Genomic DNA, 25,566 nt, shown 5'->3' on the forward strand with positions numbered 1-25,566 from the left:
CTCCATTGGTCCTTTCGACCCTACATTAATGGAAAAATTAGTCGAACCATGGCTCGCGACGTAACAGACACGACGCCGATCGAGTCCCGTGAGGCGCTTGTGGACTGGCTCGCCGCCGGCTGCAAGCCCTCCGGGGCGGCGCTGCGCGTCGGCACCGAACATGAAAAGATTCCCTTCTATTCGGACACGCGCGCGCCTGTTCCCTATGATTGCGTCGACGGCCGCTGCGGCGTCGGCCGGTTGCTCGAGGGCGTTCAGGAGGCGACCGGCTGGACGCCGATCATGGACCGCGACGCGCTGATCGGCCTCGCCCAAATCGACGGCGGCGGCGCAATTTCGATCGAACCCGGCGGGCAGTTCGAACTCTCCGGCGCCCCGGTCTCCGACATTCACGCGACGGCGACGGAGCTCGGCGCGCATCTTTCGGCTCTGGCGGGCGTCGCGAAATCGCTCGGCGTCGAGTTTCTCGACCTCGGCGCGAGCCCCAAATGGTCGCGCGCAGAGACGCCGGTCATGCCCAAGCAGCGCTACCGGATCATGGCCGCCTATATGCCGAAAGTCGGCTCGCGCGGCCTCGACATGATGTTCCGCACCGCGACCATTCAGGCCAATCTCGACTTCGTCAGCGAGGCGGACATGGTCGAGAAAATGCGCGTCGGGTTGGCGCTGCAGCCGATCGTGACCGCCCTCTTCGCCAATTCGCCCTTCCTCGACGGCAAGCCCACGGGCCGCCTCTCGCAGCGCTCCTATATCTGGCTCGACACCGATCGGGACCGCACCGGCATGCTGCCCTTCGTCTTCGAGGAGGGCTTCGGCTTCGAGCGTTATGTCGACTACGCCCTCGACGTGCCGATGTATTTCGTCAAGCGCGGCGACGTCTATCACGACGTCGCCGGCGCGAGTTTCCGCGACCTGCTGGCGGGGCGCCTGCCGCAATTGCCGGGCGCGCGCGCCACCATCTCGGATTGGGCCAATCATCTCTCGACGATCTTCCCGGAGGTGCGGCTCAAGACCTATCTTGAAATGCGCGGCGCCGACGGCGGGCCACGATCTCATATGACCGCCCTGCCGGCGATGTTCGCCGGGCTTTTCTATGACAGCGTCGCATTGGACCAGGCGCGCCAGCTCACCAAGGGGTGGAGCGCCGAGGCGCGTCAGAAGCTTCGGGAAGACGCGCCGGCGCTGGCCCTCAACGCGACGATCAACGGCCGTAGCGTCCGCGACGTCGCCCGAGACGCGCTCGATCTCGCCGCCGCCGGCCTCAGGCGGCGGGCCAAGGCCAATGCGCAGGGGCAAGACGAAACGATCTATCTCGCGCCGATGGAGCGTATCGTCACGGAGGGGCGTACGCTCGCCGAGCGCCGGCTCGAAGCCTATCACGGACCCTGGGGCGGCTCCGTCGACGGGGCCTTCAGCGACTGCGTGATTCCCTTCTGAGCAAAAAAAAGCCCGCGCGGCGAGCGCGGGATCGAACTTCTGCTCTCGCGGCGCTAGCGCGTTACGCTCAGTCTCGAGTCTTTGGAGCAGTCCAGGAAGCGCCCCGGCTGAGGCGCTCTTGGCTAAGTCAGCTCAGCGCGGGAAGAGGTCGTTGAGACCGAACGGCGCCATCGGCTGGAGCTGCGAGGTGCGCTGCACGCCGTCGTGCATGGCGGCGTAGCCCATCGGCGCAACCGGCGCGCGGGCGATGTCGACGCGGACATGGCCGCCAATCTTGACGCAGCCATTCGAACCCGCGACGGCCACATAATCAGCCCCATAGCGCGCGCAATGATTCGACGTCTCAGCCTTCGCCGGGAGGGCCGAAAAAGACGCCGCGAGCGCGACGGCCGCTGCGATGGCGAGCGGCGCATTGGGGCGGAAGTCGGCGAACATCATTGGCGGTCAGCCTTTCTCCGATTGCGCGCGACAAGGCGTCTGCAATCTCTTGCCCAATCCCTTTGCAGAAGGCCAAGCGTCGCCGCCCGACTCGTTTCTGCGATTTCGACACTTAAGTTCAACATCGTGGCAGCATCGTGTCCCAGACGGGGGATCTGTCCGTCACCTGTGGATTAAAAACCACATTCCGATTTATTTTCCGTTTACGTGAAAGGATTGATTAAACAGCGTTTACAAAAAGCTAACAGGCCCAGTCGCCAATCGTCGCCTGAACGATTGCGAGGGCCGCCACCGCCGCCGTATCCGCCCGCAAAATGCGCGGGCCGAGCGAGACGCGCGCGACGTTGGGAAGGCGCGTCACGGCGGCCCGCTCCGCGTCGTCAAAGCCGCCCTCCGGGCCGACAAGCACCGAAATTCCGTGTCCCGAACGGCCCGCGAGCGCGTGCAGGGGATTGGCGATGGGCGCATCCTCATCGCAAAAGACCAGCAGTCGGCCGGGGGGAAAGGCGGCGAGGAAATCAGACAGATCGACGGCGTCGGCGGCGTCGGGCACGGCGAGCACGCCGCATTGCTCGGCCGCCTCGACGGCGTTGGCCTTCAGCCGCGCGATATTGACGCGGCGCGCCTGCGTGCGGCGCGTAATGACGGGCGTGAGCCGGCCGGCGCCCATTTCCGTCGCCTTCTGGGCCATATAATCGAGGCGCGCCTGCTTCAGCGGCGCAAAGCAATAGTCGAGATCGGCGCGAAGGGTCTGCGCCCGCGTCAACCGCTCGACGCGTATCGTCGCCGCGCGCCGCGTGACCTCCGCGAGATGCGCGAGAAACTCGCCGTCCCGCCCGTTGAAAAGAAGCAGAGGATCGCCCGCGCGCAGCCGCAGGACGTTGAGCAGATAGTTGAGCGCTTCGGGCGGCGGAACGAACTCGACGCCCGGCGCGAGCGCCGTCTCGACAAAGAGGCGTTGCGCGGAAAAATCGTAGTGGGACAAGACCGGATGTCCTGGGACGGGGCTGCGGCGGGCCGGGCCCGCCGCCTTCCGGCCGCCATGAAGCGGCCGTTTTGTTCGCTGACAGGTTGTCGAAAACTTGCACGAGCGGCAAGCCTGCTGTTAACAGAAGGCGTCCTTTGCAGAGGCGACCCCCGTCATGAAGATCAGCGCCCCCTCTTTTTCGCGATTTGTCGCGGGCCTGTCGCTGCTGGCTTTCTTCGCCGCGGCGGGCGCCGCCCATGCACAGTCCTGTCAGGAGGACTTTCAGAAACTGACCGACCGCCGCATGGCGCAAATCCAGGCCCTGAACGCCATCGGCAAGGCGGGAAAGGGCAAAATGGACCCTAACGCCGCCTGCCCCGTCGCCAAGAAGCTCGTCAGCGTCGAGAGCGAGATGGCGGGCTACATGACCAAGAACAAGGAATGGTGCAACATTCCGGATAATGTTCTCGACGGTTTCAAACAGGCGGCGAGCAAGACCAAGGTCTTCGCCTCTCAGGCCTGCACGGCCGCCGCAAAGATGAAGCAGATGGAGCAGCAGCAGCGCGAGCAGGCCGCGAGCGGCGGAGGCATGGCCCCGCCGAAGCTCCCGTCCGGACCGCTGTGAGTCTTTTAAGCGACGGCGGCGACGACGCCGCCCTGCCCGACGCGCAAAGAGATCATCCGATATGGCGCCATGCGCCGGAAAGTCTGCGCCCCTATGTGCAACTCGCCCGGCTCGATCGTCCGGTCGGTTGGTGGCTGTTGCTGCTGCCCTGCTGGGAATCCAGCGCGCTCGCCTCGGCCGCGTTGCATCGCCCGCCCAATCTCTGGCATCTGACGCTGTTCTTTATCGGCGCGGTCGTCATGCGCGGCGCGGGCTCCACCTATAACGACTACGTCGACCGCGACATCGACGTGAAAGTCGCGCGCACGCGCGGCCGGCCGCTGGCGAGCGGAAGAGTCAGCCCCCGCGCCGCGCTGTGGTTCATCGTGGCGCAATGCCTCATCGGCCTCGCGGTGCTGCTCTCCTTCAACGGCTATACGATCGCGCTGGGGTTCCTCTCGCCGCTGATCGTGCTCGTCTATCCCTTCGCGAAGCGATTCACCTCATGGCCACAGGCCATTTTGGGATTCGCCTTCGCCTATGGGGCCATGCTCGGCTGGACCGCGCAGACGGGCTCGCTCGGCCTTCCGGCAGTGTTGCTTTACGCCGGCTGCATTCTCTGGACGATCGGCTTCGACACGATCTATGCGCTGCAGGACGTGCGCGACGACGCCATCGCCGGCGTACGGTCGACGGCGCGTCTTTTCGGCGCGCAGGTCAAGCGCGCCGTGGGCGGACTTTACGCCGGCTCGGCGCTCTGCGTCGCGCTCGCCGCGCACATGATCGGCGGCGGCTTGTTCGTCTGGCTGGGCGTCGCGGCCTATGCCGCGCATCTGGCCTGGCAGGTCTCGCTGACGCGCGAAGACGCGCCGACCTCCCTCGCCTTGACCCTCTTCCGCTCGAACAGGGACGCGGGGCTTCTGCTATTTGCGGGCTTCTTCCTGCAAAGCCTGACGTATGTAGCGTGAAGCCGAGCTAAAACCGACGCCCTGGCGGCGCCGGACGGCAGGCCAGCACGGCGATCTCGTCGCCATTGTCATATTTCATCTCGCCGCGGCCGATGTCGAGCGTATTGCGCACATGCTGCTCGCTGCATTTTTTCGCGCCGTCTTCCATGCAGAGCCGGTCCGTGCCGAAGGTGACGACGCTTCCGTCCGCGTTCATCACAGAGACGACCTTTTCCTTGCGGCCATATTTGTCGGGGCCGGAGATATAGAAATCCCCCTGCTTGTATTCCTCGGCGACGCCCTCGCCCCACATGATCTGCAGGAACCGCCGGTCGGTGTCGACGTCGACCATCGCCGATTGATTCGACCTTTCGCAATCGAGATGTATTTCCTTCGCCGGAGCCGTCGCCGGGAGCGCGACAAGCGCCAGAAGGGCGAAAGCTTTCCCGACGCCGCTTCTCTTCGCGCCCATTATTTGCCTTCCAGCGCCCGCTTCTGATCGAGGCAGGAATCGAGCTGGGCGCGATTGAGGTCCCAATAAGACGCGCCGCAAAGCGCCTGATAGCGGCTGCTGTTGAAAAAGGACCAGAGATTGTAGCCGCCGAGCAGCAGCGCGATGACGGCGGCGACCTTGACGATCGTGTTGAAGCGCGAGATCGGATCGGAGTTTGGCTCTGACATGGGCGCCTCCTTCTGCCACAATGTTAGGCCGGAAGCTGGCCGCGTCAACGTCCGTCGGGCCCGCTCGATCCAGAGCGCGGCCGCCGCGTCAGGCGGCGCGCTTCCTGCCGCCGCGGCTCTTGACGGGGGCGGATTGACGTCCCGTGGCCCGGACGCGCACCGCCGCCTGCTGATGCGACGGCACGTAGCCGATATAGTCGAAGTCGATCTTCGCCTTTTCGGCGAATTCCGTGAAAGCGCGGAACTCGTGACGCCGCCAGCCGACGTAATTGAAGAATTCGTCGAAGACGAGGATGGTTCCGGGAACGATGCGATCGGCGCAGCAGTCGAAGACCGTTTTGGTCGAAGAGTAGAGATCGCAGTCGATGTGGATGAGGGACGCCGGACCCTCGTTGCGCGCGAGAAAATCCGGCAGCGTCCGGTCGAACCAGCCGACGACCAGTTCGACATTCGCCGCGACTGCGGGAAGCCCGGCGCGGAAACTGCCCTTGCCGACGTCCGGCCGCCAATCCTCCGGCAGGCCCTCGAAACTGTCGAAGCCGTAAATCTTTTGCGGCGTCTGGGCGGCGAGGCGATTGATCGTTCGACCCGAAAAGACGCCGAATTCCAGGACCAGCCCCTCGACCTCGCGCCGGCGCATCGCTTCATCGAGCAGCGCCCCCGAATCCACGAAGGCGGGCGTTTCGGGAAGGTGCTGGGAAACGAAAATGGCGGTGTCGATCGCCGCGGCGAGCGGCGCGACGGCGTCGAGATTGGCGCCGTCGCAAGGGAACAGACCCATGCCGAACATGCGCCGGATCTCCGCCTCGGTCAGCAGGCGCAGCGTCTCCGCGACGTTGGGGATGGCGGGGGAAGGAAGGGGTTGAGCGGTTTGCAAAAAGGCGCTCCTGCTAGAGAGGTGGTGCAGCGCCCCAAAATAGCGGCGTGGCCTTTAGGGAGGCTGACCAGCGAGCGCCAAAGGCCCAATCAATCCAGAGTTTGACGGAAGCGCATCACGGCGATCGACATGGCGACGAGCGTGAAAACCGCCAAGGCGCCGGCGTCGGCGGCCAAATCGGCGAAGCCCGATCCTTTCAGCATGACCGATCGGACGATGCGCAGGTAATGCGTGAGCGGCAGAACTTCGCCGAGAACCTGCGCCCAGCGCGGCATGCCATAGAAGGGAAACAGAAAGCCCGAAAGCAGCATGCTCGGCAGGAAGAAAAAGAAGGTCATTTGAATCGCCTGGAGCTGATTCGCGGCGATTGTGGAGAGTGTGTAGCCCATCGACAGATTGGCGATGATGAAGAGCAGCGTCAACGGCACGAGCACGAAGAGCGAGCCGACGATTGGCACACGGAACAGAAAGCTCGAGACAATGAGAATCGTCGCCATCTGCACGGCGCCGACGAGCACATAGGGCGTGATCTTGCCGAGCATGATTTCAACGGGCTTCACCGGCATGGCGAGCAGCGCCTCCATCGTCCCGCGCTCGATCTCGCGCGTCACTGAAAGCGCCGTATAAATCAGCATGGTCATCGTCAGAATCGTGCCGATCAGTCCCGGCACGATGTTGCGTCGCGTCTCTCCCGCCGGATTGTAGCGCCGCTGCACCTGCAGATCGAAGGGCGGCGGGTTTTGCGCAAGCGTCGCGAGCGGTCCGGTGAGTTCGCGGTCGAGCGCCTGGCTCACCGCGCCCAAGGCCGCAGCGACCGCGCCCGCCGTCGCGGTCGGATCGGTGGCGTCGGCGACGAGGAGCACGGAAGGCCGCTCGCCGCGCACCAGCCGACGCGAGAAATCCGGCGGTATCTGGATGACGAACTGCGCCTTGTTCGAAAGGATCAGCTTATCGGCGTCGGCCTCGCCCTGGGCGAAATAGCGGATGTCGAAATAGTCGGTGGCGCGCAGCGCGCCGACGAGCGCGCGCGCGATGGGGCTGTCGTCGCTCGACAGCAGCGCGGTGCGCAGATGCTTGGGATCGGTGTTGATGGCGTAGCCGAACAGCAGCAACTGCAACAGTGGAATGCCGACGATCATGCCGAGCGTCGGACGATCGCGGCGCAGCTGGATGAACTCCTTGACGAACATGGCGACGAGCCGCTGCCAGGCCTGCGCGATCGGCCCGAGCCGCGGGGGTTTCACAGGGGCATGTCCCGGCGCGTGCGTCATCTGGCGCTGCGATGGTTGCGGGTCATCAAATCGATGAAAACATCTTCGAGCGTCGCCTCGTCATGCGCCCAGCGCTGCGACCTGCTGGCGTAGCGGTGCGCGATCGCCTCGATGGCGGCGGCGTCGCGTCCGCCGACATGCAAAGCTGCGCCGAAGCGCGCCACCATATCGACGCCGGGCGTCGTCTTCAGCTGCTCGGCCAAAGCGTCGAGACCTTCGCCGGAGACCACATAGGTCGTCAGGCCCGCCTTGGCGATGATGTCGTCTATCGTTCCCGACACGAGCAGCTTGCCGTCGAGGATATAGGCGATCTCGTGGCAGCGCTCGGCTTCGTCCATGTAATGCGTCGAGACGAGGACGGTCAGGCCTTCATTGGCCAGGTGATGGATTTCGTCCCAGAAATCACGCCGCGCCTTGGGATCGACGCCCGCCGTGGGCTCGTCGAGCAGCAGCAAGGAAGGCGCCGGCAAAATGCAGGCGCCGAGCGCCAGCCGCTGCTTCCAGCCGCCCGATAGCTCGCCCGCGAGCTGATCGGCGCGCCCGGTGAGCCCGAGCCGCTCCAGCGCCGCCTGGGCGGCCTGTTCCGGGGCCGCGAGCCCGTAGATTCGTGCCACGAATTCGAGATTTTCGCGAATCGTCAGGTCGCGATACAGCGAGAAGCCCTGCGTCATATAGCCGACGTGGCGCTTGATCTCGTCCTGCTCGGTGCGGATGTCATAGCCCAGACACCGTCCTTCGCCGGCGTCGGGCGTCAGCAGGCCGCAGAGCATGCGGATCGTCGTCGTCTTGCCGCTGCCATTGGGCCCGAGAAACCCCTGTATGTGGCCGCGCGCGACAGTGAGCGTCAGATTGTCGACGACCGTCTTCGCTCCAAACACCTTGGTGAGGCCTTTGACGTCGATGGCGATGTCGGGATGCGCGGCGATGGCTTCGGCAGACATGAGCCCGGCCCCTCAGCGGTCGTGGCCGGGATCGGCCCGGCCATCCACGCGGCGCGGCGGCGAGTCGAGCGCGCGCACGGCCGTCACCTCTCGGCCCCCGCCGTTTGCGCCAGCGGCGTCACCGAAACCGGCATCCCAAGCGGCAGTTCCCGCGCCCGCCCCTCGAGGCGCGCCTCCGCCTTGAAGACGAGCTTGGCCCGCTCGACGTCGCTGAAGATGACGGGCGGCGTATATTCCTGGCGGCTGGCGACAAAGGAAATGCGGCCGAAAAGGTCATCCGGACAGCCGTCGCAGCCCACCTTCACCTGCCCGCCGATTCTCACGGCGGCGAGCCGGGGCTCCGGGACATAGAAGCGCACCTTGCGGTTTTCAGGCGGCAGCAGCGCCACGACCGGCTGGCCGGCGTTGACCACTTCGCCGGGGCGGAAGAACACGTCCTGGACGACGCCCGCCGCCGGCGCGCGAACCCTCTGCCGGCCGAGGCGGATGTCGATCGCCTCGAGCTGCGCGCGCGCCTGGCGGATGGCGGCCTCGGCCGCCTCGATCTCCTGCGAGCGGCCGGGGATCAGCGCCGCATTCACCTGCCGGCGCGCCTCCTTGACGCTCGCCTCGTCGCGTCGCAAGGCCATTTCCGCGCGGTCGAGCGTCGCTTTGGCGACATTCCCCGACCGATAGAGTTTGAGCTGGCGGTCATAGTCGTTGCGCGAGAGAGTCAAGGCCGCCTCGGCGCGCTCCAATCCCGCCTGCAACACCGCGACCTGTTCCGGGCGGTTCATCGCCGCGCGCAGATTTTGCAGTTGCGCCTCGAACTGCCCGATGCGCGCCAGGGCTTCCGAGCGCTGCCGATCGAGCAGCGTCGTCGACATGGCGAACAATAAATCGCCCGGCTTGACCACGGCGCCTGCCGCCACCGCGAGGCTCGCGAGCCGCTCCCCCTCATTGGGGCCGATATAGAGCACCTCGCCCTCGACATAGCCGAGAAAGGGCGCCTGAGCGGCGTCCCGATCGCGCATCATCCGCCAGGCGAAGAAACCGCCGAGCGCGAGAAGGATTACCGCCAAAGCGGCCACGCGTCGCATCGCCTGCCGCCTCCTTGCGCGCAAGCCCGCCTGTCGATTCGAACCGGCGCAAACTCCTTTTGGCGCGTTGCGCGCAAAAAGGCTACAGTGCGCCGCCACAGGCGCCAGAGGGACGCGAAAAGGGATCGGAAATGGCTGAAGAGATTACGGAATTGCCGGAGCGCGAAGGCATGGATTACGACGTGGTGATCGTCGGCGCGGGCCCCGCCGGCCTCGCCGCAGCGATTCGCCTCAAGCAGGTTGCGCCCGATCTTTCCGTCGTCGTCATCGAAAAGGGTTCGGAGCCCGGCGCCCATATTCTCTCCGGGGCCGTCATCGATCCCATCGGCCTCGACCGGCTGCTGCCGGACTGGCGCACGCGCGACGATGCGCCGCTCAAAACGCAGGTTCACGACGACCAGTTTCTCGTGCTCACCGAAAAGAGCGGCGTCCGCCTGCCCAACGTCCTGATGCCGAAGCTGATGAACAATCACGGCAACTTCATCGGCTCGCTCGGCAATCTCGTGCGCTTCCTCGCCGCCGAGGCGGAAGGCCTGGGCGTCGAGATCTATCCGGGCTTCGCCGGAACCGAACTCCTCTACGGCGACGCCGGCGAAGTGCGCGGCGTCGCCACCGGCGACATGGGCGTCGATCGCGACGGCGCGCCGAAGGACAGCTTCACCCGCGGCATGGAGCTGCGCGGCAAATACACGCTCTTCGCCGAAGGCGCGCGCGGCTCGCTCTCCAAGGAGCTCATCGCCAGATATGCGCTCGCCAAGGACAGCGACGTGCAGAAGTTCGGCATCGGCTTCAAGGAGCTGTGGCGCATCCCGAAGGAAAAGCACAAGCCCGGCCTCGTGCAGCATTCCTTCGGCTGGCCGCTACAGTCCGACACGGGCGGCGGCTCGTTCCTCTATCACTTCGAGGACGGGCTCGTGTCGATCGGCTTCGTGGTGCATCTCAACTATTCGAACCCGACGCTGTCGCCCTTCGACGAATTCCAGCGCTTCAAATGCCATCCGCTCGTGGCGCCGACGCTGGAGGGCGGCGAACGCCTCGCCTATGGCGCGCGCGCGCTCACCGAGGGCGGCTGGCAGAGCGTGCCCAAGCTCGTCTTCCCCGGCGGCGCGCTCCTCGGCTGCGCGGCGGGCTTCATGAACGTGCCGCGCATCAAGGGGTCGCATAACGCCATTCTCTCCGGCATCCTCGCGGCCGATCACGTCGCCGCGGCGATTTCGGAAGGGCGCGCCTATGACGAGGTGACGGCTTATGACGCCGCCTGGCGCGCTTCCGACATTGGGCGCGATCTGAAGCCGGTGCGCAACGTCAAGCCGCTCTGGTCGAAATACGGCACCTATCTCGGCGCCGCGCTCGGCGGTCTCGACATGTGGACCAATTCACTCTTCGGCTTCTCCTTCTTCGGCACGCAGTCGCATGGCAAGCCCGATCACGCCTGCCTGAAGCCGCTCTCCGAAGTGACGCCGATCGTCTATCCGAAGCTCACGCAAAAGCCGGCTTTCGACAAGCTCTCCTCGGTTTTCGTGTCGAACACGAACCACGAGGAAGACCAGCCGGTGCATTTGAAGCTGAAGGACCCGTCGATCCCGATCGAGAAGAACCTGCCGGTCTATGGCGAGCCGGCGCGCCTCTATTGTCCGGCCGGCGTCTATGAAGTCGTCTACGCCGACGACGTGTCGAGGAAGGAGCCGCGCTTCGTGATCAATGCGCAAAACTGCGTCCACTGCAAAACTTGCGACATCAAGGACCCGGCGCAAAACATCACCTGGGTGCCGCCGGAAGGCGGCGGCGGGCCCAATTATCCGAATATGTAAAAGGCCTCCTTTTCGCCCTCACGCCGACGAAGCTGCTCGGCGCGAGGGCGCGAAGAGAGAGTCGGCGCGCGCTGATGTTCTTCATCCTGTCCAAGATTTTCGAGTTCGTCGTCACGCCGGTTCATCTCGCGATTTTCGCGGGGACTCTCGGCGTTGCGCTCGGATTGACCCGACATAAAAAGACCGGACGCGCGCTCGCCGCCGTCGCCATTGCGCTGTTGTTGCTGATCGGATTTTCGCCGCTCCCCGACCTTCTCGCCCTGCCGCTGGAAGAGCGTTTTGCGCCGCCCCCGGCCGACGCGCCAGCACCAGACGGGATTATCGTGCTCGGCGGCTCCGTGGATGAAAAAATGAGCGCCATCCACGACAGCGTCGCGATGAATGAGGCGGCCGAGCGGCTCACGGCGCCCATCGCGCTCAAGCGCCTCTATCCAGCGGCGCGCCTCGTCTTTACCGGCGGATCCGGGGCGCTCGCCGGCTCGACCCATACGGAGGCGGAGGCGGTCGCCCGGTTCTGGCGCGAGGCGGGTCTCGATCGGGGCGATGTGATCTACGAGGACAAGTCGCGCAACACCTATGAGAACGCCATCGCCACGCGCGACCTCGTGAAACCGCAGGCGGGCGAGCGCTGGCTGCTCGTGACGTCGGCGATGCACATGCCGCGCTCGGTCGGCATTTTCCGCAGGGCGGGCTTTGCCGTAATCCCCTATCCTGTGGATTACCGGGCGACAGACGCGCTGCAGAACTGGAGCGCGCCCCGCCACGCCACCTTGAATTTCCTGCTCGCGGAAGCCGCGTTGCACGAATGGATCGGCCTCGCCGCCTATCGGCTGACCGGCAAGACCGACGCGCTGTTTCCGGCGCCTTGACGGGCGAGCTATTCGCCGCGCCGCCGGCCTCTCGTCGTGGTCGTCGGCTCCATGCTGCGGCCGCCGCCGCTTCCCGGCCAGGCGCCGTGCTTCATTTCGAGAAACAGCGCGATGGCTTGCGCGCGGTTGCGCACTTCGAGCTTCTCGAAAAGGTTGCGCAGATGAAATTTGATCGTGTTGATCGAGACGCCGAAATCCTTGGCGAGCTGGCTGTTGGTGTGGCCCGACCCCAGCGCCGACAACAGGCTGCGCTCGCGCAGCGTGAGGTTCTCCAACGGGTCGCTGCGCATCTTTCGGATGTCGACGAAGGGAAAGACCATGTCGCCTGCGGCGACGGCGGCGAGAACGTCGAGGAGCCGCTCCGGCGGGGCGCGCTTGGAGACAAAGCCGGCACCGCCCAGTTGCAGCGTTTCGGCAGGCGCGGCGGGATCATTGGTGCCGCTGTAGACCACGATCTTGGGCGCCGAGACCTGTCGGGACAGGGCGCGCAGCACGTCGCGCGCGTGGAGCGTCGGCAATTGCCAGCCGATGACGGCGATCGCGAATTTCTGCTGTCGCGCCGCCTCGAGGAATTCCTCGCCGTCCGTCACCTTCAGCACCAGATTGAAGCGCTTGTCGTCGGAAAGCAGCTTGTCGAGCCCGGCGAGGATCAGCGGGCTCTTGTCGGCGATGGCGACGTCGATGCGGCCCTGAACCGACAAGGCGCCGTCGTCGTTCTCCGGGCGGGGCCGCGCCCGGCCGAGGTCGGCGTCGCCTTTGCTCCCCCGGTCGAGCTCCGTCTGACTTTCTGCAGCCCCGATCGAAGAGGTAGGCGCCATTCTTTCCTCCAGGCTCGCGCGGAGCTCCGCACATGAGCCAAAACCGCCAAAGGAGAATACCAGCGCCTTGATTGCGAGCGGTGATTCTTTTTGAAGGCGTGGGACAAATACCTGCCCGTTCGGGCGATGGCGCTAGAATACTCGCGCTGCGCCGAGGCGCAAGCCTTATCCCACGGAACGGCCGGCTGAGACGCCATGAGATGAAAAATCAGAACCGCAAAAAGTTAGGCGCGCCGCATCGGCCAAAGCCGACGCGCCGCGCCTCGATAGGCTAAATTCTTTTCCGCTGGATTAGTCGGTGAAGACCCAGCGAGCGGCGAAGTAAGCAGCCGCGCCGATGACGATGATCGCGATCATGCCGACCGGGGTCGCCGCATAGCTGGTCAATTCGAGAATAGCGCCCATTATCTCCTCCTTCTGTCACACTTTTGGCGGTCGTAAAGACGAACCGACATGCTTCTATCTGCTTCGCCGTTTCGAGCGAAGTTGTCAGATTTGCGTTTTAGGATCGCATCGCGGACATGTTCCCATAGCGTAGAAACGCGACCCTCGAAAGGGTGGGCGCACATCTGTTCGGCTCTGTCCGCGCCCGGTGAGCCATATCGCTCCACAGCTTTTCATCTGTGGCTTCCGAAATGCGGTGAGCAAACGAACTATTGTAGTCGCCTACCCTTGTCAAGCGACATGGCGCGCGCCCCCGGCGGCGAGATGTCGCGGAAGAGCGGCCGACTGGCGGAGATTGCGCTTGCCGTCGCGGACTCGTCACGCCTAATGTCCCCACGATTTTCGAGCAGAGTACGAACATGGCGAATGCGCCTTTGAAATATATCCTCGTCTTCGTCGCGCTGGCGGCCGCCGGCGTTTGGATCTTTTATGCGCGGCGCACAATTCCCGCCTGCGCGGCGGACGGCAAATACATGGCGAGCGTCGCCGACTGCCAGGCCTGGGGGCTCGAGGCCGAGCTTTGCCGGCAGGCGGTCGACAAGGCCCGGGCGGTCGCCGCGCGCGCCGCGCCGAAGACCGAGACCCTCTTCCAGTGCGAACTTCGTTTCACGGACTGTTTCGAAAATCCGGCCGGCGGCTTCTCGCCGCGTCCGGCCTTCTGCCTGCGCGCCGACGGCGAACCGAAGGAGATTCGATATCTCGAATATGAGTCCGACCGCCGCAACCGGAAGAAGACAAAGGAAGTGCGTATCGATTGACGCGCCAATGCGCGTCTCTCAACGCGCCGAGTCGGCCCGTTTCGACCCGATCTGGAACTCCGAGGCGTCGATGACGAGATCGCCCGCTGCGGTCTTGATGTCGATGTGGATCGGCACCCATGCACGCGCCTCCGGCAGCGGCGCGAGCCAGACGTTCATATCGCGGTTTTCGGCCATGTATCGGGTCGATTTGCTGTCGGGCCGATGGCCCGCGATGGGCGTATAGCGGGCCGAGCAGACCGCGACTGGGCCCGAGAAGCCTTTCGTGCTCGCCACATGCTCGCCCGCATAAGCAAGCGCAACGTCGAATCGAGTGACCCCGTCGAAGACCGCAATCGTGCGGTTGCAGGCGGCGGGGCCGGCGAGCTCCTGCCCCTGCGCCACGCTCATGATCAGCGCGCTGACCGGATCGACCACGCGCTTCTTGTTCCCATCCGTCACGGGGATGCGCTGATCCGCGTCCCAGGGCTCCGGCTTCACCTCCACCATGCGCACGGCGTTGCCGGCCAGCGACATGCGAACCGTGCGGACGTCATCCTCGTTCGAGGTGGTGTTGGCGTAGGCAGAGGGCGACGGGCCGACGGCGCTCAATCCGCCGCTCGCGGTGGCGGCCCCCTTGGTGTTGCTGACGAGATTGGCGAGGCCGGTGGTCCGCATCGAAATGTCGATGCGGTAATTTCGGTCGACGACGCCCGACGCGAAAGCGCTGCCGATGGAAAGCCCCATCAGGGTCAGTGCGTAATGGGCCTTGATCGTTTCCGCCTGAGCCGCGCCGGCGCAAGACAGCAGCGCGGCGAGGACGGCGGAGGCGCGTTTTTGGGTCAGGCTCATCATCGGGTGACGCCTCTGTTGCAAAAGGCTGAGCGGCGGGTCAGACCTCACGCCGACTCCTGCCAATGTCCGTCGGCATAGATGCGCCAGGCCCGCAGCCCCGCTTTCGCCATGACGATGCGGCCGGCCTTCGCCTCCGCCACGAGATGACGGAATATGAGAGGATTGCGCCAGGAAAAGGGCTTTTCGGGGTCGCAGACGGCGTGGTACTCGTCGCTGTCCGGATCGTCCATCAGCAGGGTGCCGACCTTGTCGGGCCGCATCGTCGCCGGCAGGCCGCGATCTTCCTTCCACTGGCAGTAATAGTCACGGCACACCTGCGGACGCGTTGCGTAAACGCTACAGCCGCCGGTCTGCGCGCAATGCCCGCAGAGTTGTCCAGCCGTCTTCTTGAGCTCCTCGATTTCGAGCACCTTGCAGCAGAAAAAACAGGAGCCGCAGGCTTTGCCGGGGATGTCGAGCATGAGGATGCGAGCGCCGAAGACAGTGTGAATCGAATCAGCGTATTCTCACCTTGGCGGCGCCGGATGCAAGCCGCGCCGCACAATGACAAGGCGCATTCTCCATGCGCACCCCGCGCCGGTTCGAAACGGCGACGGCGAATGACTTGAGAACGGGATCATGTCGCGACAAACAGACCCTTCGACCCTCTTCGTCTCCACAGAGTGGCTGGCGGATCATCTCGACTCTCCCGATCTGCGCGTCTTCGACGCCTCGTGGCACATGCCCGCCGCCAACCGCGATGCGCGGGCGGAATATCTCGCCGGCCACGTCCCCGGAGCGGTCTTCTTCGACATTGACGGCGTCGCCGATCATTCGACGGGCCTGCCGCATATGCTGCCCGCGCCGGAGGTCTTCGCAGCCGAAATGCGCCGTCTCGGCTTCGGCGACGGCATGCACGCCATCGTCTATGACAGCGTCGGCCTGTTCTCCGCGCCGCGCCTGTGGTGGACGCTGCATGTCTTCGGCGCCGACAGGGTCTCGATCCTCGCGGGCGGCCTGCCCGCCTGGAAGGCTGAAGGCCGTCCGCTCGCGACAGGGGAGACCGCCCACGAGCCCCGCGATTTCACCCCGAGAGTCGATCCGTCCCTCGTGGCGGATACGGCCCGCGTCAACGCCGCGCTCATGGCCGGCGACGCCCAGATCGTCGACGCCCGCGCCGCAGAACGCTTCATGGGCCGCGCGCCGGAGCCGCGTCCGGGTCTGCGCCCCGGCCACATGCCCGGCGCGTATAACCTGCCCTTCCAGGAGGTCGTCGAGGGCGGGCGACTGAAGGACAAGGCGGGGCTCGACGCCGCCTTCGCCGCCGCAGGCCTTTCGCCGGACAAGGCGACCATCGCCAGCTGCGGCTCCGGCATGACGGCCTGTATTTTGAGCCTCGCCTTCGCGGCCTCGGGCCGCGCCCCCGCGACGGTCTATGACGGCTCCTGGTCGGAATGGGGCGGGCGGGCGGATCTGCCGGTCGTCGCCTATGTCGACTGATTGCCTTAAAAATAATCACACATAGCCCTAAAAGCGTGCATCTTGAGCATCAGACGGGCAATTCCTTAGATTCCGGCGCCGCTCCTTTGGCCATGGCGCGGAATTCGCTCAAATGGTAGAAGCGCGGCGGCGTCGCTAACGGCGAAGCGCGGATGCGGGCGAGGGCTAAGACGCAGCGGGGATAAGCGATGAAGAAGGTCGAGGCGATCATCAAGCCTTTCAAACTCGATGAGGTGAAAGAGGCGCTGCAGGCGGCGGGACTGCAGGGCATCACCGTCACCGAGGCGAAGGGCTTCGGCCGCCAGAAAGGGCACACCGAGCTCTATCGGGGCGCCGAATATGTCGTTGATTTCCTGCCGAAAGTGAAAATCGAGATCGTTCTCGCGGACGAGGCCGTCGACCGTGCGGTGGAAGCCATCCGCACGGCCGCCCAGACCGGCCGCATCGGGGATGGCAAGATTTTTGTTTCGAACATCGAAGGCGCGATCCGTATCCGCACCGGCGAAACCGGCGCGGATGCGATTTAACCTGCTCGAGCCACCATCATGAGCTTTCTGGAAAGACTGTTTCGCCGCGCCGAGGCGCCGCAGACGCGCACATCCAATGACAAGCAAGAGGCAAGGACGGACATGACAACGGCCAAGGACGTACTCAAGCAAATCAAAGACAACGACGTCAAATACGTAGACTTCCGCTTCACCGACCCGCGCGGCAAGTGGCAGCACGTCACTTTCGACGTCTCGATCGTCGATGAAGACGCTTTGACCGAAGGCATCATGTTCGACGGCTCCTCCATCGCCGGCTGGAAGGCGATCAACGAGTCGGACATGACCCTCCTGCCCGATCTTGAAACCTGCACCATGGACCCCTTCTTCGCGGCCTCGACGATGTCGATCGTCTGCGACGTGGTCGAGCCCTCGACCGGCCAGCCCTATAACCGCGACCCGCGTTCGATCGCCAAGAAGGCGATGGCGCACGTCAAGTCGGTCGGCGTCGGCGACGTGGCCTTTTTCGGCCCCGAGGCCGAATTCTTCGTCTTCGACGACGTTCGCTTCTCCTCCGACCCCTACAACACGGGCTTCCAGCTCGACTCCGTCGAGCTGCCGACGAACTCCGGCACTGCCTATGAGGGCGGCAACCTCGGCCACCGCGTTCGCACCAAGGGCGGCTATTTCCCGGTCCCGCCGGTCGACTCGGCGCAGGACATGCGCGGCGAAATGCTCGCGGCCATGGCGGCCATGGGCGTCAAGGTCGAGAAGCACCACCATGAGGTGGCCTCGGCCCAGCACGAGCTCGGCCTGAAGTTCGAGACCCTCGTCACCGTCGCCGACCATCTGCAGATCTACAAATATGCGATCCATCAGGTGGCGCATTCCTACGGCAAGTCGGCGACCTTCATGCCGAAGCCGGTTTTCGGCGACAACGGGTCGGGCATGCACGTCCACCAGTCGATCTGGAAGGAAGGCAAGCCGGTCTTCGCTGGCGACAAATACGCCGGCCTGTCGCAGGAGTGCCTCTGGTACATCGGCGGCATCATCAAGCACGCCAAGTCGCTGAACGCCTTCACCAACCCGTCGACCAACTCCTACAAGCGTCTGGTCCCGGGCTATGAGGCGCCGGTGCTGCTCGCCTATTCGTCGCGCAACCGCTCGGCGTCCTGCCGCATTCCGTTCGGCTCGAGCCCGAAGGCCAAGCGCATCGAGGTCCGCTTCCCCGACCCGACGGCGAACCCCTATCTCGCTTTCGCGGCGATGCTGATGGCGGGCCTCGACGGCATCGTCAACAAGATCGATCCGGGCGCTCCGGCCGACAAGGACCTCTACGATCTGCCGCCGGAAGAGCTGAAGGCGATCCCGACGGTGTGCGGCTCGCTGCGCGAGGCGCTCGAGAACCTCAAGGCCGACCATGCCTATCTGACCGCCGGCGGCGTCTTCAACGAGGACTTCATCAACTCCTACATCGAACTCAAGATGCAGGACGTGATGCGCTTCGAGATGACCCCGCATCCGGTCGAGTTCGATATGTACTACTCCTACTAAGCGACGCTTTTCCGGCCGGCGCGGCGGAAGACGCCCCGACGGCCGCGAAGCCGAGAACGCGAGGCCCGGGAGCTTGCGCTCCCGGGCCTCGGCTTTTTGTGACAAGCTCCGAGGCCGCTTCATCCGTCGAGACGCACGCTGCGCGCGCTCCTTAAGGATGAGGCCCGAGGGCGCTTTATTTTGCGGCGGGCGGCGCCTACATCAGGCGTGACGCAGAGAGACGCCGATGCAAAACACCATAACCGTGACCGTGCCGCATGACATGAGCGTGGAGACCGCAAAGAAGCGGCTTGCCGAGCGGCTGGAAACGCTGCAGCGCGAATATGTCGACAAGGTCGCGCACTCAGAAGTGACCTGGGCCGGCGACGTCGCGACGATCAAGGTCACGGCGCTGGGGCAGCAAGCCACGGCGCAGATGACGGTGCTCGCCGACATGGTGCGCATCGACGTGCAGCTTCCCTGGCTCCTCGCCGCCATCGCCGGAAGGGTGAAGGACGTCATTGCGCGCAACGCCAATGACGTGTTGAAGATCGGCAAGACCTGAAGGCGGTCGCGCAGCAGAGTTTACGCGATCGGCTGGGCCCGCCTCCTAATTGGGGTCCTCTACCCTCTTGGGCGGAGCGCGTCGGCCCTTTCCGGCCGCTGAGCCCCGCGCCAGCTTGCGCGGCTGATTATTCGGCGTTCAGCCGCGCAACCGAGGCGTCCACGTCGAGCCAGATGCGCACGAGGTCTGGGAGCGAGCGCGCGCCCAGCTTGCTCATCGCATTCGACCGATGGATCTCGACGGTGCGGAGCTTGATCCCCAGGAGCGACGCCACCTCGCGATTGGCGCAGCCGTGCAGAACGGCGTCGACGACGTCCCGCTCGCGGGCGCTGAGCGATTTGAAGCGCGCCAGCAGCTCCTGCTTCTTGCGGCCGCGTTCGACCCGGGCGCGACTATCGGCGAGCGCCGCGCCCACGGAAGCCCGCAATCTCTCGGGATCGAAGGGCTTTTGCAGAAAGTCGGCGGCGCCTTCTTTCATGGCGCTGACCGCCAGCGCCACATTGGCCCGGGACGAGAGGACGATGATCGGCAGGGGCCGGCAAATCGCCCGCAACCGCCGCATCATGGCGACGTCCGCCGGCTGCAGGTCGACCAGGACGCACCCTGGAAGCTGCAGCTCGGCTTCGGCCAGGAACGTCGCGACGTCCTGAAAGCGCCTGATTTCATAAGCCTGGTCAGAAAGCAGCGTGGCGATCGCGTCCCGCTCGCCCTGCCCGGCGATGAGGTAGACAATCATATGCTCACCTTGAAGGTAGCCGTTATTGTCAACCTTGTATCATATACTCGCGCTCGAGTTGAAGAGGGAATATCTCCGCAGCCTTGACGAGCCTTAATCAGGTTCTAGCCGAATTAATCGGATTTTCGTCGCCCGAAGTCCGGCGCCGCCGTGTCCTGGCCCTGGGCGATGATGGAGCGGCGGATGGCGCGGGTGCGGGTGAAGAAGGCGAAAAGCCCCTCTCCGTCGCCGCGTCGGATCATCCGCTGCAGCACGCTCAGATCCTCGTTGAAGCGGCCGAGCATTTCCAGCACGGCCTCCCGGTTTCCGAGGAAGATATCGCGCCACATCGTGGGGTCCGAGGCGGCGATGCGGGTGAAGTCGCGAAAGCCGGAGGCGGAGAATTTGATCACCTCCGAGCGCGTCTGTTCGCCGAAATCATCCGCCGTGCCGACGATGTTGTAGGCGATGAGGTGCGGCAGGTGGCTGGTGAGCGCGAGCACCTTGTCATGGTGATCGGCGCTCATCGCCTCGACTTTGGCGCCGAGCCGCGTCCAGAAATCGTCGAGCCGCGCCACCGCGCGCGGGTCGGCGTCCTCCCCCGGCGTCAGGATGCACCAGCGGTTCTGGAAGAGCGACGCAAAGCCCGCGTCGGGGCCCGAATATTCCGTGCCGGCGAGGGGATGCGCCGGAATGAAATGCACCCCCTCGGGCACATGCGGCGCGACTTGCGCGACCACCGCGCCTTTGACCGATCCGACGTCGGAAAGAATGGCGCCGGGCTCGAGATGCGGCGCGAGCGTCTCGGCGACCGCGCCGCACACGCCCACCGGCGTGCAGATGATGATGAGATCGGCGCCTTTGAGGGCCTGCGCGGCCTCGCCGCTCGTCTCGTCGGCGATGCCGAGCTCCCGCACGCGGTCCATGACCTGCGGCGAGGCGTCGAGAACGGCGACCTGCCGCGCCGCGCCATAGTCGCGCGCCGCGCGGGCGATGGAGGAGCCGATGAGGCCGGCGCCGACGATGGCGACCCGCGCGAAAACGGCGTCAGCCATTGGCCGCGGCTTTCGTCTCCGCCATGAAATCCCCCAGCGCGGCGACGACCCGCTGATTGGCTTCCTCGACGCCGATCGTCAGGCGCAGGAAATCCGCCATTCCATAGGAGCCAACGCCCCTCAGCACGAGACCGCGCGACGTGAGGAAGCGGTCGGCCTCGGCCGCCGAGCGGCCGGGTCGGTCCGGGAAGCGGATCGCGATGAAATTGGCGACGCTCGGCAGGACCTCGAGACCGAGCCCGCGGACTTCCCGGGTGAGCCGGGGCAGCCATTTCTCATTATGCGCGACGGCCGCCTGAATGTGCGCGACATCCTGCACCGCGGCGACGCCCGCTGCGCTGGCGGCGGTGGAAATGTTGAACGGCGAGCGGATGCGGTTCAAGGCGTCGATGACGTGGCGCGGGCCATAGGCCCAGCCGAGGCGCAGGCCGGCCAGGCCATAGATCTTCGAAAAGGTGCGCGTCATCACGACATTTTCGTGCTTGTCGACGAGCGCGATCCCGGCCTCGTAGTCCGGCCGGACGACATATTCCGCATAGGCTGCGTCGAGCACGAGCAGCACCTGCGGCGGCAGGTTTTCCGCAAGCCGCGCCACTTCGCTCGCCGGCAGATAGCTGCCGGTCGGGTTGTTCGGGTTGGCTAGGAAGACGATTTTCGTCTTCTCGGTCACCCGTTCGAGAAGGGCGTCGACGTCCGCCGTGAAATGCTTCTCCGGCGCGACGACGGGGACGCCGCCGGCGGCGAGGGTCACGATCTTATATTCGAGGAAGCCATATTGGCTGTAGAGTCCCTCTTCGCCCGGGCCGATATAGGCGAGCGCCAGCAACTCGAGAATATTGTCGGAGCCCGCGCCCATGATGATGCGGGCGGGATCCAGGGCATAGTGCGCGCCAATCGCCTCGCGCAGGACGCGGGAAGAGCCTTCCGGATAGATGGCGATCTCATGCGCCATGTCGCGCAGAGCCTGCACGGCGGCGGGCGAAGGTCCGAGCGGCGTCTCATTGGCCGAGAGCTTGAACACGCGGCCCGCGCCGGGCGCCGCGCTCTTGCCGGGCACATAGGCGTCGATCTCCAGCACAGTGGGGCGGGGGACGGGACGGGTCATCTTTGCCTTGCTTCTGTTTTCGCGCCTTTTGGGGAGGTTGCCCTTCTTCTTAAGCCTCGGCGCGGCGAGAGCAAGTCGAGATCCGTAAAAAGCCGCGCGCGCCCGTAGCGGTTGACAAACACACCCTGTGTGTTAGTGTTTCTGTGCAACTATGGATCCCGCCATGTCCAAATACTCTCCTCTCGCTTCGTTTCTCGAGCGGCACCCGCAACGCGAGGTGCGCTGCACTTTTAGGGAAATCGAACACGCCCTCGGCTTTACGCTGCCGCCGGCCGCACGCGCTCACAGAGCCTGGTGGTCCAATAACGACTCGAACAACGTCATGACCAAAGTTTGGGTGACGGCCGGCTACCGGGCGGAGCAGGTCGACATGCCGGGCGAAACGGTCGTTTTCCGGCGCGTCGGCGACAAGGGATCGTCAGACCGGTCGTCTGACCACGGCGGCGGCCTCCAGAAAATCAACGACGCCGAAATGATCGGCCGGATTCTCGACATCCTCCGCGGTGATGAAACGGAAGCGCAAGCACTCCGTAACGCTATCCTCGCCGCGCTCGAAAAAAAGCGGGCTAGAACCGCCCTCGATCTTTTTGGCTCGGAGCTGCCCGACGAGGCTTTCGACGGCGTGTTTGAACACCCTCGCCAGAAGAGCTGGCGCGAGGTGGGCTTGTGAAATTTCTGGTCGATACAAACGTCATCTCGGAGTTGCGGAAGGGTCGGCGGGCGCATCCCAACGTTTTGGCCTGGGCGGAAACGGTCGACACGGGCCAATTGGGGACGAGCGTGCTGGTCCTTGCCGAAATCCGACGTGGCGTCGAGCTGAAAAGGCTTCGGGACCCCCTTCAGGCGGACAAGCTTGAGCTCTGGTTGAATGCGGTCAGGCAAGGGCTAGAGGACCGCGTCTTGCCGGTCGACGAGGAGATAGCCACAGTTTGGGCGCGCTTGAGCGTCCCCAACCCTTTGCCCTTAGTCGATGGGCTTTTGGCTGCGACGGCGATCGCCCGCGGCCTCACGCTCGTCACGCGCAACACCCGCGACGTCAACGCGACAGGCGTACGCGCCTTCGACCCGTTCGTCGATCGGAGCTCACCTTAGCTCCTTGGCGCGAAGACGCCGCTGCGCGCTTCGTTGAGTTCATACCGGCCGGCGTGGCTGCCGATCGGCTCGACGACGGCGTCGGCGGCGCCGGCGGACGCCAGCTCCTGCGCAAAGCGCGCGGCCTCGACCCGGCCGGGGGCGGCGACCATCAGGGAGAGGCCGCCGGCAAACGGGGCGCTCGCGAGGATCTCGCCCTCGAGCGACGACACGACCGCCGGAATGGCGTGCGACCAGCGCGGCACGGTGAGCGCATAGAGCAGAATGTCGCGCGAGGCGGCGTCGGCGGCCGGCCGCGCCACGATGAAGACCGGCAGGCCGGCGGGATGATCGGGCCGCTCGACGAAGGGCAGACGCGCGATGATCTTGGGCGTATTCGCGCCGATGAGCCGCATCCACCAGGCGCCGTCGGCGAGGCCGCCGGCGGCGCGCAGCATGCCGAGATCGCCCGTCGACGCCGCCACGGCGTCAATCACCGGGCCGGCGCCATGGTGCGGCACGTAAGGGACCGTGAACCCAAAGTGGAAGCGCGCGCTGTCGCGCATTTGCGCGTCGCCGCCCGAATCGTCCGCGTGAACTGAATAGTTGGCCTGCACATAGGTGAAGGTCGAAACGATGACGCGCCAGACGCCCTCGACCGCGTCGACCGGCAAGAGGCCGCGATGCCGCTCGACGAGCGCGCGCATCATTTGCGCCTCGCGGTCCGGCCGGAAGGCGCAGCCGCCGCCCTGCGCGCGCTTTGCCGCGATCAGGCGGTCGATGATCTCGCCGCGCGCCATGAGCAGCCGGTGCATGTCGAGGTCGATGCGGTCGATCTCGGCGCGCAATTCGGCAAGCGTGTCGGCGGCGGGTTTGAGCTGTGGGGCGTCGCGCATGGCGTTTCTCTTAGGCCAGCGGACGGCCGGAGTGAAGGGGGCGCCAGAGGCTCGTAAATCCGCCCGTCCGCCCGCCAATGTGCAGACCAAGGCGCCATTGGGAGCGGGCGAGGACGTGACAAGGTCGCTTGCAGCGCGGGGCCGACAGGCTAGTCTGGGCAAAAATGAGGGAAACCATGCTCGCCAGATACGCCTTCGGATCAGCCTTCCTCGCCCTCTTCCTCGCCCTCTTGCCCGCCGCCGCCGTCCACGCCGACGGGGTCGACCTCAAGGGTTTTCACGCCACTGTGAAGGCGGAACTCGCCGACCTCGGCCATCTCTCCGAGCTCAACGGCAAATATCGCATTCGCGTCACGGAAGTGACCATGGATCCCGGCGGCTATATGCACGCCCATCACCATCTCGGCCCCGGCCTGCGCTGCATCCAGTCCGGCGAGATGACATACGAGATCGGCGGCAAGACGACGATCTATAAAGCGGGAGACTGCTTTACCGAGACAGGCGCGATGACCCATGAGTCGAGCAATGTCGGCCAGGGACCGGTCGTGCTCCTGAACTTCGAATTGCTGCCGGCGAACATGCCGGAGGGCAAGGGGTCGATCATCGCTGTTCCGCCGGGCGCGGAGGACCACGCCCACGGCGACCACTAAGGTCGCGCACGCAGGATCGTCGGCGGATCGACGCCGTTCCACCGGCAGATCAGGCCGTCGCGTCGCGCCTCGAGCACGGAGGCGAGCGCCACGACGCCATGGGGCGTTTCAGCCGGCGTCTGGCGCACGTCGCCGGGGGCGAACCGCGCCCGCCCGCCGGCGGCCTCGTTGCACGCGGCGACGAGATCGAAACCGGCGCTGCGCTCGATCCGGCCGGCCACATCCTCCTCGCGGACCGGCAGGAAAAGCCAGAGCAGCAGGAGGATGAGCGCCGCGGCGCCCGCCGCCAAGTAAACGCCGCGTCGTCCCATTGCATGCTCCTAAAGTCTCTTCCCCAGCCGCCCCGCGAGATCCGTCACGAACTGCCAGGCGACGCGGCCCGAGCGGGCGCCGCGGGTCATGGCCCATTCCAGCGCCTGCGCCCTGATCTCGGCCGCCGGCGCGTCGAGCCCGTAATGGCGCGCGTAGCCGAAGACCATGGCGAGATAATCGTCCTGGCTGCAGTTGTGGAAGCCAATCCAGAGACCGAAGCGGTCGGAGAGCGAGACCTTCTCCTCCACCGCCTCTTTCCCGTGAATCGCCCCGGCGGCCTCATTCTCCATCATGTCGCGCGGCATGAGGTGACGCCGGTTGGAGGTGGCGTAGAACAGCACATTGGCGGGCCGTCCCTCGACCCCGCCTTCGAGCGCGGTTTTCAGCGCCTTGTAGCTCGTCTCCGGCCCGTCGAAGGAGAGATCGTCGCAAAAAACGACGAACTGAAATGGCGCGGGCGCGAGCGCGCCGAGGAGATCGGGCAGCGCCTCTATGTCCTCGCGGTGGATTTCGACGAGCTTGAGCCGCCCCTCCCCCGCCAGCGCGCCATGCACCGCCTTGACCAGCGAGGACTTGCCCATGCCCCGCGCGCCCCACAGCAGCGCGTTATTGGCCGGGAGCCCGCGGGCGAAGCGCTCGGTGTTGGAAAAGAGGATGTCGCGCTGAAGACCGATCCCCTCGAGCAGGGTCAACGCCACACGGTTGACCTTCGCGACCGGATGAAAGACCGAGCCGCGCGCGCGCCAGACGAAGGCTTCGGCTTTTTTGAAATCCGGGGGCGGCGGCGCTGGGGGCGCGAGGCGCTCGAGCGCTTCGGCGATGCGGGCCAGATTGGCGGCGTTTTCGGTCTTCGACATGTGCCTTGCGCGTTCCTTGACCATCGGGGCTGATTTGCCCGCATAGCCGGATTATACCCATTGGCAA

Annotated in this window: 30 protein-coding genes; 13 read left to right on the top strand and 17 right to left on the bottom strand. The window is 65.3% G+C overall.

The window, feature by feature from the left end; all coding sequences use genetic code 11:
- Positions 1 to 48: 48 nt before the first annotated feature.
- Complete coding sequence (locus ACETII_RS04340) at positions 49 to 1,437, top strand: glutamate--cysteine ligase (RefSeq protein WP_472787263.1); 1,389 nt, start codon at positions 49 to 51, stop codon at positions 1,435 to 1,437.
- A gap of 132 nt (positions 1,438 to 1,569) precedes the next feature.
- Here the strand turns inward: ACETII_RS04340 and ACETII_RS04345 are convergent, their stop codons facing one another.
- Positions 1,570 to 1,875 carry a hypothetical protein gene (locus ACETII_RS04345; protein WP_363349686.1) on the bottom strand — a complete coding sequence of 102 codons (306 nt, stop codon included), beginning with the start codon at positions 1,873 to 1,875 and terminating at the stop codon, positions 1,570 to 1,572.
- 241 nt (positions 1,876 to 2,116) lie between these two features.
- Entirely contained in the window at positions 2,117 to 2,860 is a 744-nt protein-coding gene (locus ACETII_RS04350; protein ID WP_363349687.1) for a 16S rRNA (uracil(1498)-N(3))-methyltransferase, read from the bottom strand.
- Between the two features lie 157 nt (positions 2,861 to 3,017).
- On the opposite strand from ACETII_RS04350, the gene ACETII_RS04355 reads away from it, so the two are divergent.
- Both ACETII_RS04355 and ubiA read left to right on the top strand, forming a co-directional pair.
- Positions 3,018 to 3,467: a hypothetical protein gene (locus ACETII_RS04355; RefSeq protein WP_363349688.1), complete on the top strand. Its 450-nt coding sequence runs from the start codon at positions 3,018 to 3,020 to the stop codon at positions 3,465 to 3,467.
- A complete protein-coding gene (gene ubiA / locus ACETII_RS04360; protein ID WP_472787264.1) occupies positions 3,464 to 4,414 on the top strand; it encodes a 4-hydroxybenzoate octaprenyltransferase in 951 nt (316 codons plus the stop codon). Before ACETII_RS04355 ends, ubiA begins: the two co-directional genes overlap by 4 nt.
- Before the next feature lie 7 nt (positions 4,415 to 4,421).
- On the opposite strand, the gene ACETII_RS04365 is transcribed toward ubiA, so the two are convergent.
- From ACETII_RS04365 to ACETII_RS04390, 6 genes are all read right to left on the bottom strand, one after another.
- Positions 4,422 to 4,865 (bottom strand): hypothetical protein, encoded by a 444-nt coding sequence (locus tag ACETII_RS04365; RefSeq protein ID WP_472787265.1) that lies wholly within the window; start codon positions 4,863 to 4,865, stop codon positions 4,422 to 4,424.
- Complete coding sequence (locus ACETII_RS04370) at positions 4,865 to 5,074, bottom strand: hypothetical protein (RefSeq protein WP_363349691.1); 210 nt, start codon at positions 5,072 to 5,074, stop codon at positions 4,865 to 4,867. Before ACETII_RS04370 ends, ACETII_RS04365 begins: the two co-directional genes overlap by 1 nt.
- A gap of 88 nt (positions 5,075 to 5,162) precedes the next feature.
- Positions 5,163 to 5,951, bottom strand: coding sequence for a class I SAM-dependent methyltransferase (locus ACETII_RS04375; RefSeq protein ID WP_363349692.1), 789 nt, complete (start codon positions 5,949 to 5,951; stop codon positions 5,163 to 5,165).
- 89 nt (positions 5,952 to 6,040) lie between these two features.
- The gene (locus tag ACETII_RS04380; RefSeq protein ID WP_472788215.1) at positions 6,041 to 7,141 is read right to left on the bottom strand and encodes an ABC transporter permease; all 1,101 of its coding nucleotides are present in this window, start codon (positions 7,139 to 7,141) and stop codon (positions 6,041 to 6,043) included.
- Between the two features lie 77 nt (positions 7,142 to 7,218).
- Positions 7,219 to 8,163, bottom strand: a complete 945-nt coding sequence (locus ACETII_RS04385; protein WP_472787266.1) for an ABC transporter ATP-binding protein — start codon at positions 8,161 to 8,163, stop codon at positions 7,219 to 7,221.
- An 83-nt stretch (positions 8,164 to 8,246) separates the two neighbouring features.
- On the bottom strand, positions 8,247 to 9,242 hold the full coding sequence (locus tag ACETII_RS04390) for an HlyD family secretion protein (protein WP_472787267.1): 996 nt from the start codon (positions 9,240 to 9,242) through the stop codon (positions 8,247 to 8,249).
- Between the two features lie 131 nt (positions 9,243 to 9,373).
- Here ACETII_RS04390 and ACETII_RS04395 point away from each other — a divergent pair, with 131 nt between their 5' ends.
- Positions 9,374 to 11,053, top strand: a complete 1,680-nt coding sequence (locus ACETII_RS04395; RefSeq protein ID WP_472787268.1) for an electron transfer flavoprotein-ubiquinone oxidoreductase — start codon at positions 9,374 to 9,376, stop codon at positions 11,051 to 11,053.
- 74 nt (positions 11,054 to 11,127) lie between these two features.
- Positions 11,128 to 11,922 (top strand): YdcF family protein, encoded by a 795-nt coding sequence (locus ACETII_RS04400; RefSeq protein ID WP_472787269.1) that lies wholly within the window; start codon positions 11,128 to 11,130, stop codon positions 11,920 to 11,922.
- Positions 11,923 to 11,930: 8 nt separating this feature from the next.
- Here ACETII_RS04400 and ACETII_RS04405 read toward each other — a convergent pair whose 3' ends face one another.
- Positions 11,931 to 12,740 (bottom strand): response regulator transcription factor, encoded by an 810-nt coding sequence (locus ACETII_RS04405; RefSeq protein WP_363349697.1) that lies wholly within the window; start codon positions 12,738 to 12,740, stop codon positions 11,931 to 11,933.
- An 803-nt stretch (positions 12,741 to 13,543) separates the two neighbouring features.
- On the opposite strand from ACETII_RS04405, the gene ACETII_RS04410 reads away from it, so the two are divergent.
- Entirely contained in the window at positions 13,544 to 13,942 is a 399-nt protein-coding gene (locus ACETII_RS04410; RefSeq protein WP_363349698.1) for a DUF1190 domain-containing protein, read from the top strand.
- Positions 13,943 to 13,960: 18 nt separating this feature from the next.
- Here the strand turns inward: ACETII_RS04410 and ACETII_RS04415 are convergent, their stop codons facing one another.
- Both ACETII_RS04415 and ACETII_RS04420 read right to left on the bottom strand, forming a co-directional pair.
- Positions 13,961 to 14,776 (bottom strand): DUF3108 domain-containing protein, encoded by an 816-nt coding sequence (locus ACETII_RS04415; RefSeq protein ID WP_472787270.1) that lies wholly within the window; start codon positions 14,774 to 14,776, stop codon positions 13,961 to 13,963.
- Positions 14,777 to 14,820: 44 nt separating this feature from the next.
- A complete protein-coding gene (locus tag ACETII_RS04420; protein ID WP_472787271.1) occupies positions 14,821 to 15,237 on the bottom strand; it encodes a hypothetical protein in 417 nt (138 codons plus the stop codon).
- Between the two features lie 157 nt (positions 15,238 to 15,394).
- Here ACETII_RS04420 and sseA point away from each other — a divergent pair, with 157 nt between their 5' ends.
- The 4 genes from sseA to ACETII_RS04440 all read left to right on the top strand — a co-directional run bounded on the left by sseA (position 15,395) and on the right by ACETII_RS04440 (position 18,838).
- Positions 15,395 to 16,255, top strand: a complete 861-nt coding sequence (sseA, locus tag ACETII_RS04425; RefSeq protein ID WP_472787272.1) for a 3-mercaptopyruvate sulfurtransferase — start codon at positions 15,395 to 15,397, stop codon at positions 16,253 to 16,255.
- A gap of 188 nt (positions 16,256 to 16,443) precedes the next feature.
- Entirely contained in the window at positions 16,444 to 16,782 is a 339-nt protein-coding gene (locus tag ACETII_RS04430; RefSeq protein ID WP_016921979.1) for a P-II family nitrogen regulator, read from the top strand.
- A gap of 102 nt (positions 16,783 to 16,884) precedes the next feature.
- Complete coding sequence (glnA, locus tag ACETII_RS04435; RefSeq protein ID WP_363351201.1) at positions 16,885 to 18,294, top strand: type I glutamate--ammonia ligase; 1,410 nt, start codon at positions 16,885 to 16,887, stop codon at positions 18,292 to 18,294.
- Between the two features lie 226 nt (positions 18,295 to 18,520).
- On the top strand, positions 18,521 to 18,838 hold the full coding sequence (locus ACETII_RS04440; protein WP_363349702.1) for a polyhydroxyalkanoic acid system family protein: 318 nt from the start codon (positions 18,521 to 18,523) through the stop codon (positions 18,836 to 18,838).
- A 127-nt stretch (positions 18,839 to 18,965) separates the two neighbouring features.
- On the opposite strand, the gene ACETII_RS04445 is transcribed toward ACETII_RS04440, so the two are convergent.
- The 3 genes from ACETII_RS04445 to hisC form a co-directional block, all read right to left on the bottom strand.
- Positions 18,966 to 19,574 (bottom strand): response regulator transcription factor, encoded by a 609-nt coding sequence (locus ACETII_RS04445; RefSeq protein ID WP_363349703.1) that lies wholly within the window; start codon positions 19,572 to 19,574, stop codon positions 18,966 to 18,968.
- Between the two features lie 113 nt (positions 19,575 to 19,687).
- Positions 19,688 to 20,608 (bottom strand): prephenate/arogenate dehydrogenase family protein, encoded by a 921-nt coding sequence (locus ACETII_RS04450; RefSeq protein ID WP_472787273.1) that lies wholly within the window; start codon positions 20,606 to 20,608, stop codon positions 19,688 to 19,690.
- The gene (hisC, locus tag ACETII_RS04455) at positions 20,601 to 21,713 is read right to left on the bottom strand and encodes a histidinol-phosphate transaminase (protein ID WP_472787274.1); all 1,113 of its coding nucleotides are present in this window, start codon (positions 21,711 to 21,713) and stop codon (positions 20,601 to 20,603) included. The genes ACETII_RS04450 and hisC overlap by 8 nt, the downstream gene beginning before the upstream one ends.
- A gap of 151 nt (positions 21,714 to 21,864) precedes the next feature.
- Between hisC and ACETII_RS04460 the strand changes: the two genes are divergently transcribed.
- Both ACETII_RS04460 and ACETII_RS04465 read left to right on the top strand, forming a co-directional pair.
- Positions 21,865 to 22,383 carry a DUF7662 domain-containing protein gene (locus ACETII_RS04460; protein ID WP_363349706.1) on the top strand — a complete coding sequence of 173 codons (519 nt, stop codon included), beginning with the start codon at positions 21,865 to 21,867 and terminating at the stop codon, positions 22,381 to 22,383.
- On the top strand, positions 22,380 to 22,805 hold the full coding sequence (locus ACETII_RS04465; protein WP_363349707.1) for a type II toxin-antitoxin system VapC family toxin: 426 nt from the start codon (positions 22,380 to 22,382) through the stop codon (positions 22,803 to 22,805). The genes ACETII_RS04460 and ACETII_RS04465 overlap by 4 nt, the downstream gene beginning before the upstream one ends.
- On the opposite strand, the gene ACETII_RS04470 is transcribed toward ACETII_RS04465, so the two are convergent.
- Positions 22,802 to 23,680 (bottom strand): chorismate mutase, encoded by an 879-nt coding sequence (locus ACETII_RS04470; RefSeq protein ID WP_363349708.1) that lies wholly within the window; start codon positions 23,678 to 23,680, stop codon positions 22,802 to 22,804. The genes ACETII_RS04465 and ACETII_RS04470 overlap by 4 nt on opposite strands.
- A gap of 176 nt (positions 23,681 to 23,856) precedes the next feature.
- On the opposite strand from ACETII_RS04470, the gene ACETII_RS04475 reads away from it, so the two are divergent.
- Positions 23,857 to 24,330 carry a cupin domain-containing protein gene (locus ACETII_RS04475; RefSeq protein ID WP_363349709.1) on the top strand — a complete coding sequence of 158 codons (474 nt, stop codon included), beginning with the start codon at positions 23,857 to 23,859 and terminating at the stop codon, positions 24,328 to 24,330.
- Here ACETII_RS04475 and ACETII_RS04480 read toward each other — a convergent pair.
- Both ACETII_RS04480 and ACETII_RS04485 read right to left on the bottom strand, forming a co-directional pair.
- Entirely contained in the window at positions 24,327 to 24,641 is a 315-nt protein-coding gene (locus ACETII_RS04480; protein WP_363349710.1) for a hypothetical protein, read from the bottom strand. The two genes, ACETII_RS04475 and ACETII_RS04480, sit on opposite strands and share 4 nt — an antisense overlap.
- A 9-nt stretch (positions 24,642 to 24,650) precedes the next feature.
- Positions 24,651 to 25,499 (bottom strand): ATP-binding protein, encoded by an 849-nt coding sequence (locus tag ACETII_RS04485; protein ID WP_472787275.1) that lies wholly within the window; start codon positions 25,497 to 25,499, stop codon positions 24,651 to 24,653.
- Between the last annotated feature and the right edge of the window lie 67 nt (positions 25,500 to 25,566).

Source organism: Methylocystis sp. NC52PC (genome assembly GCF_055698645.1).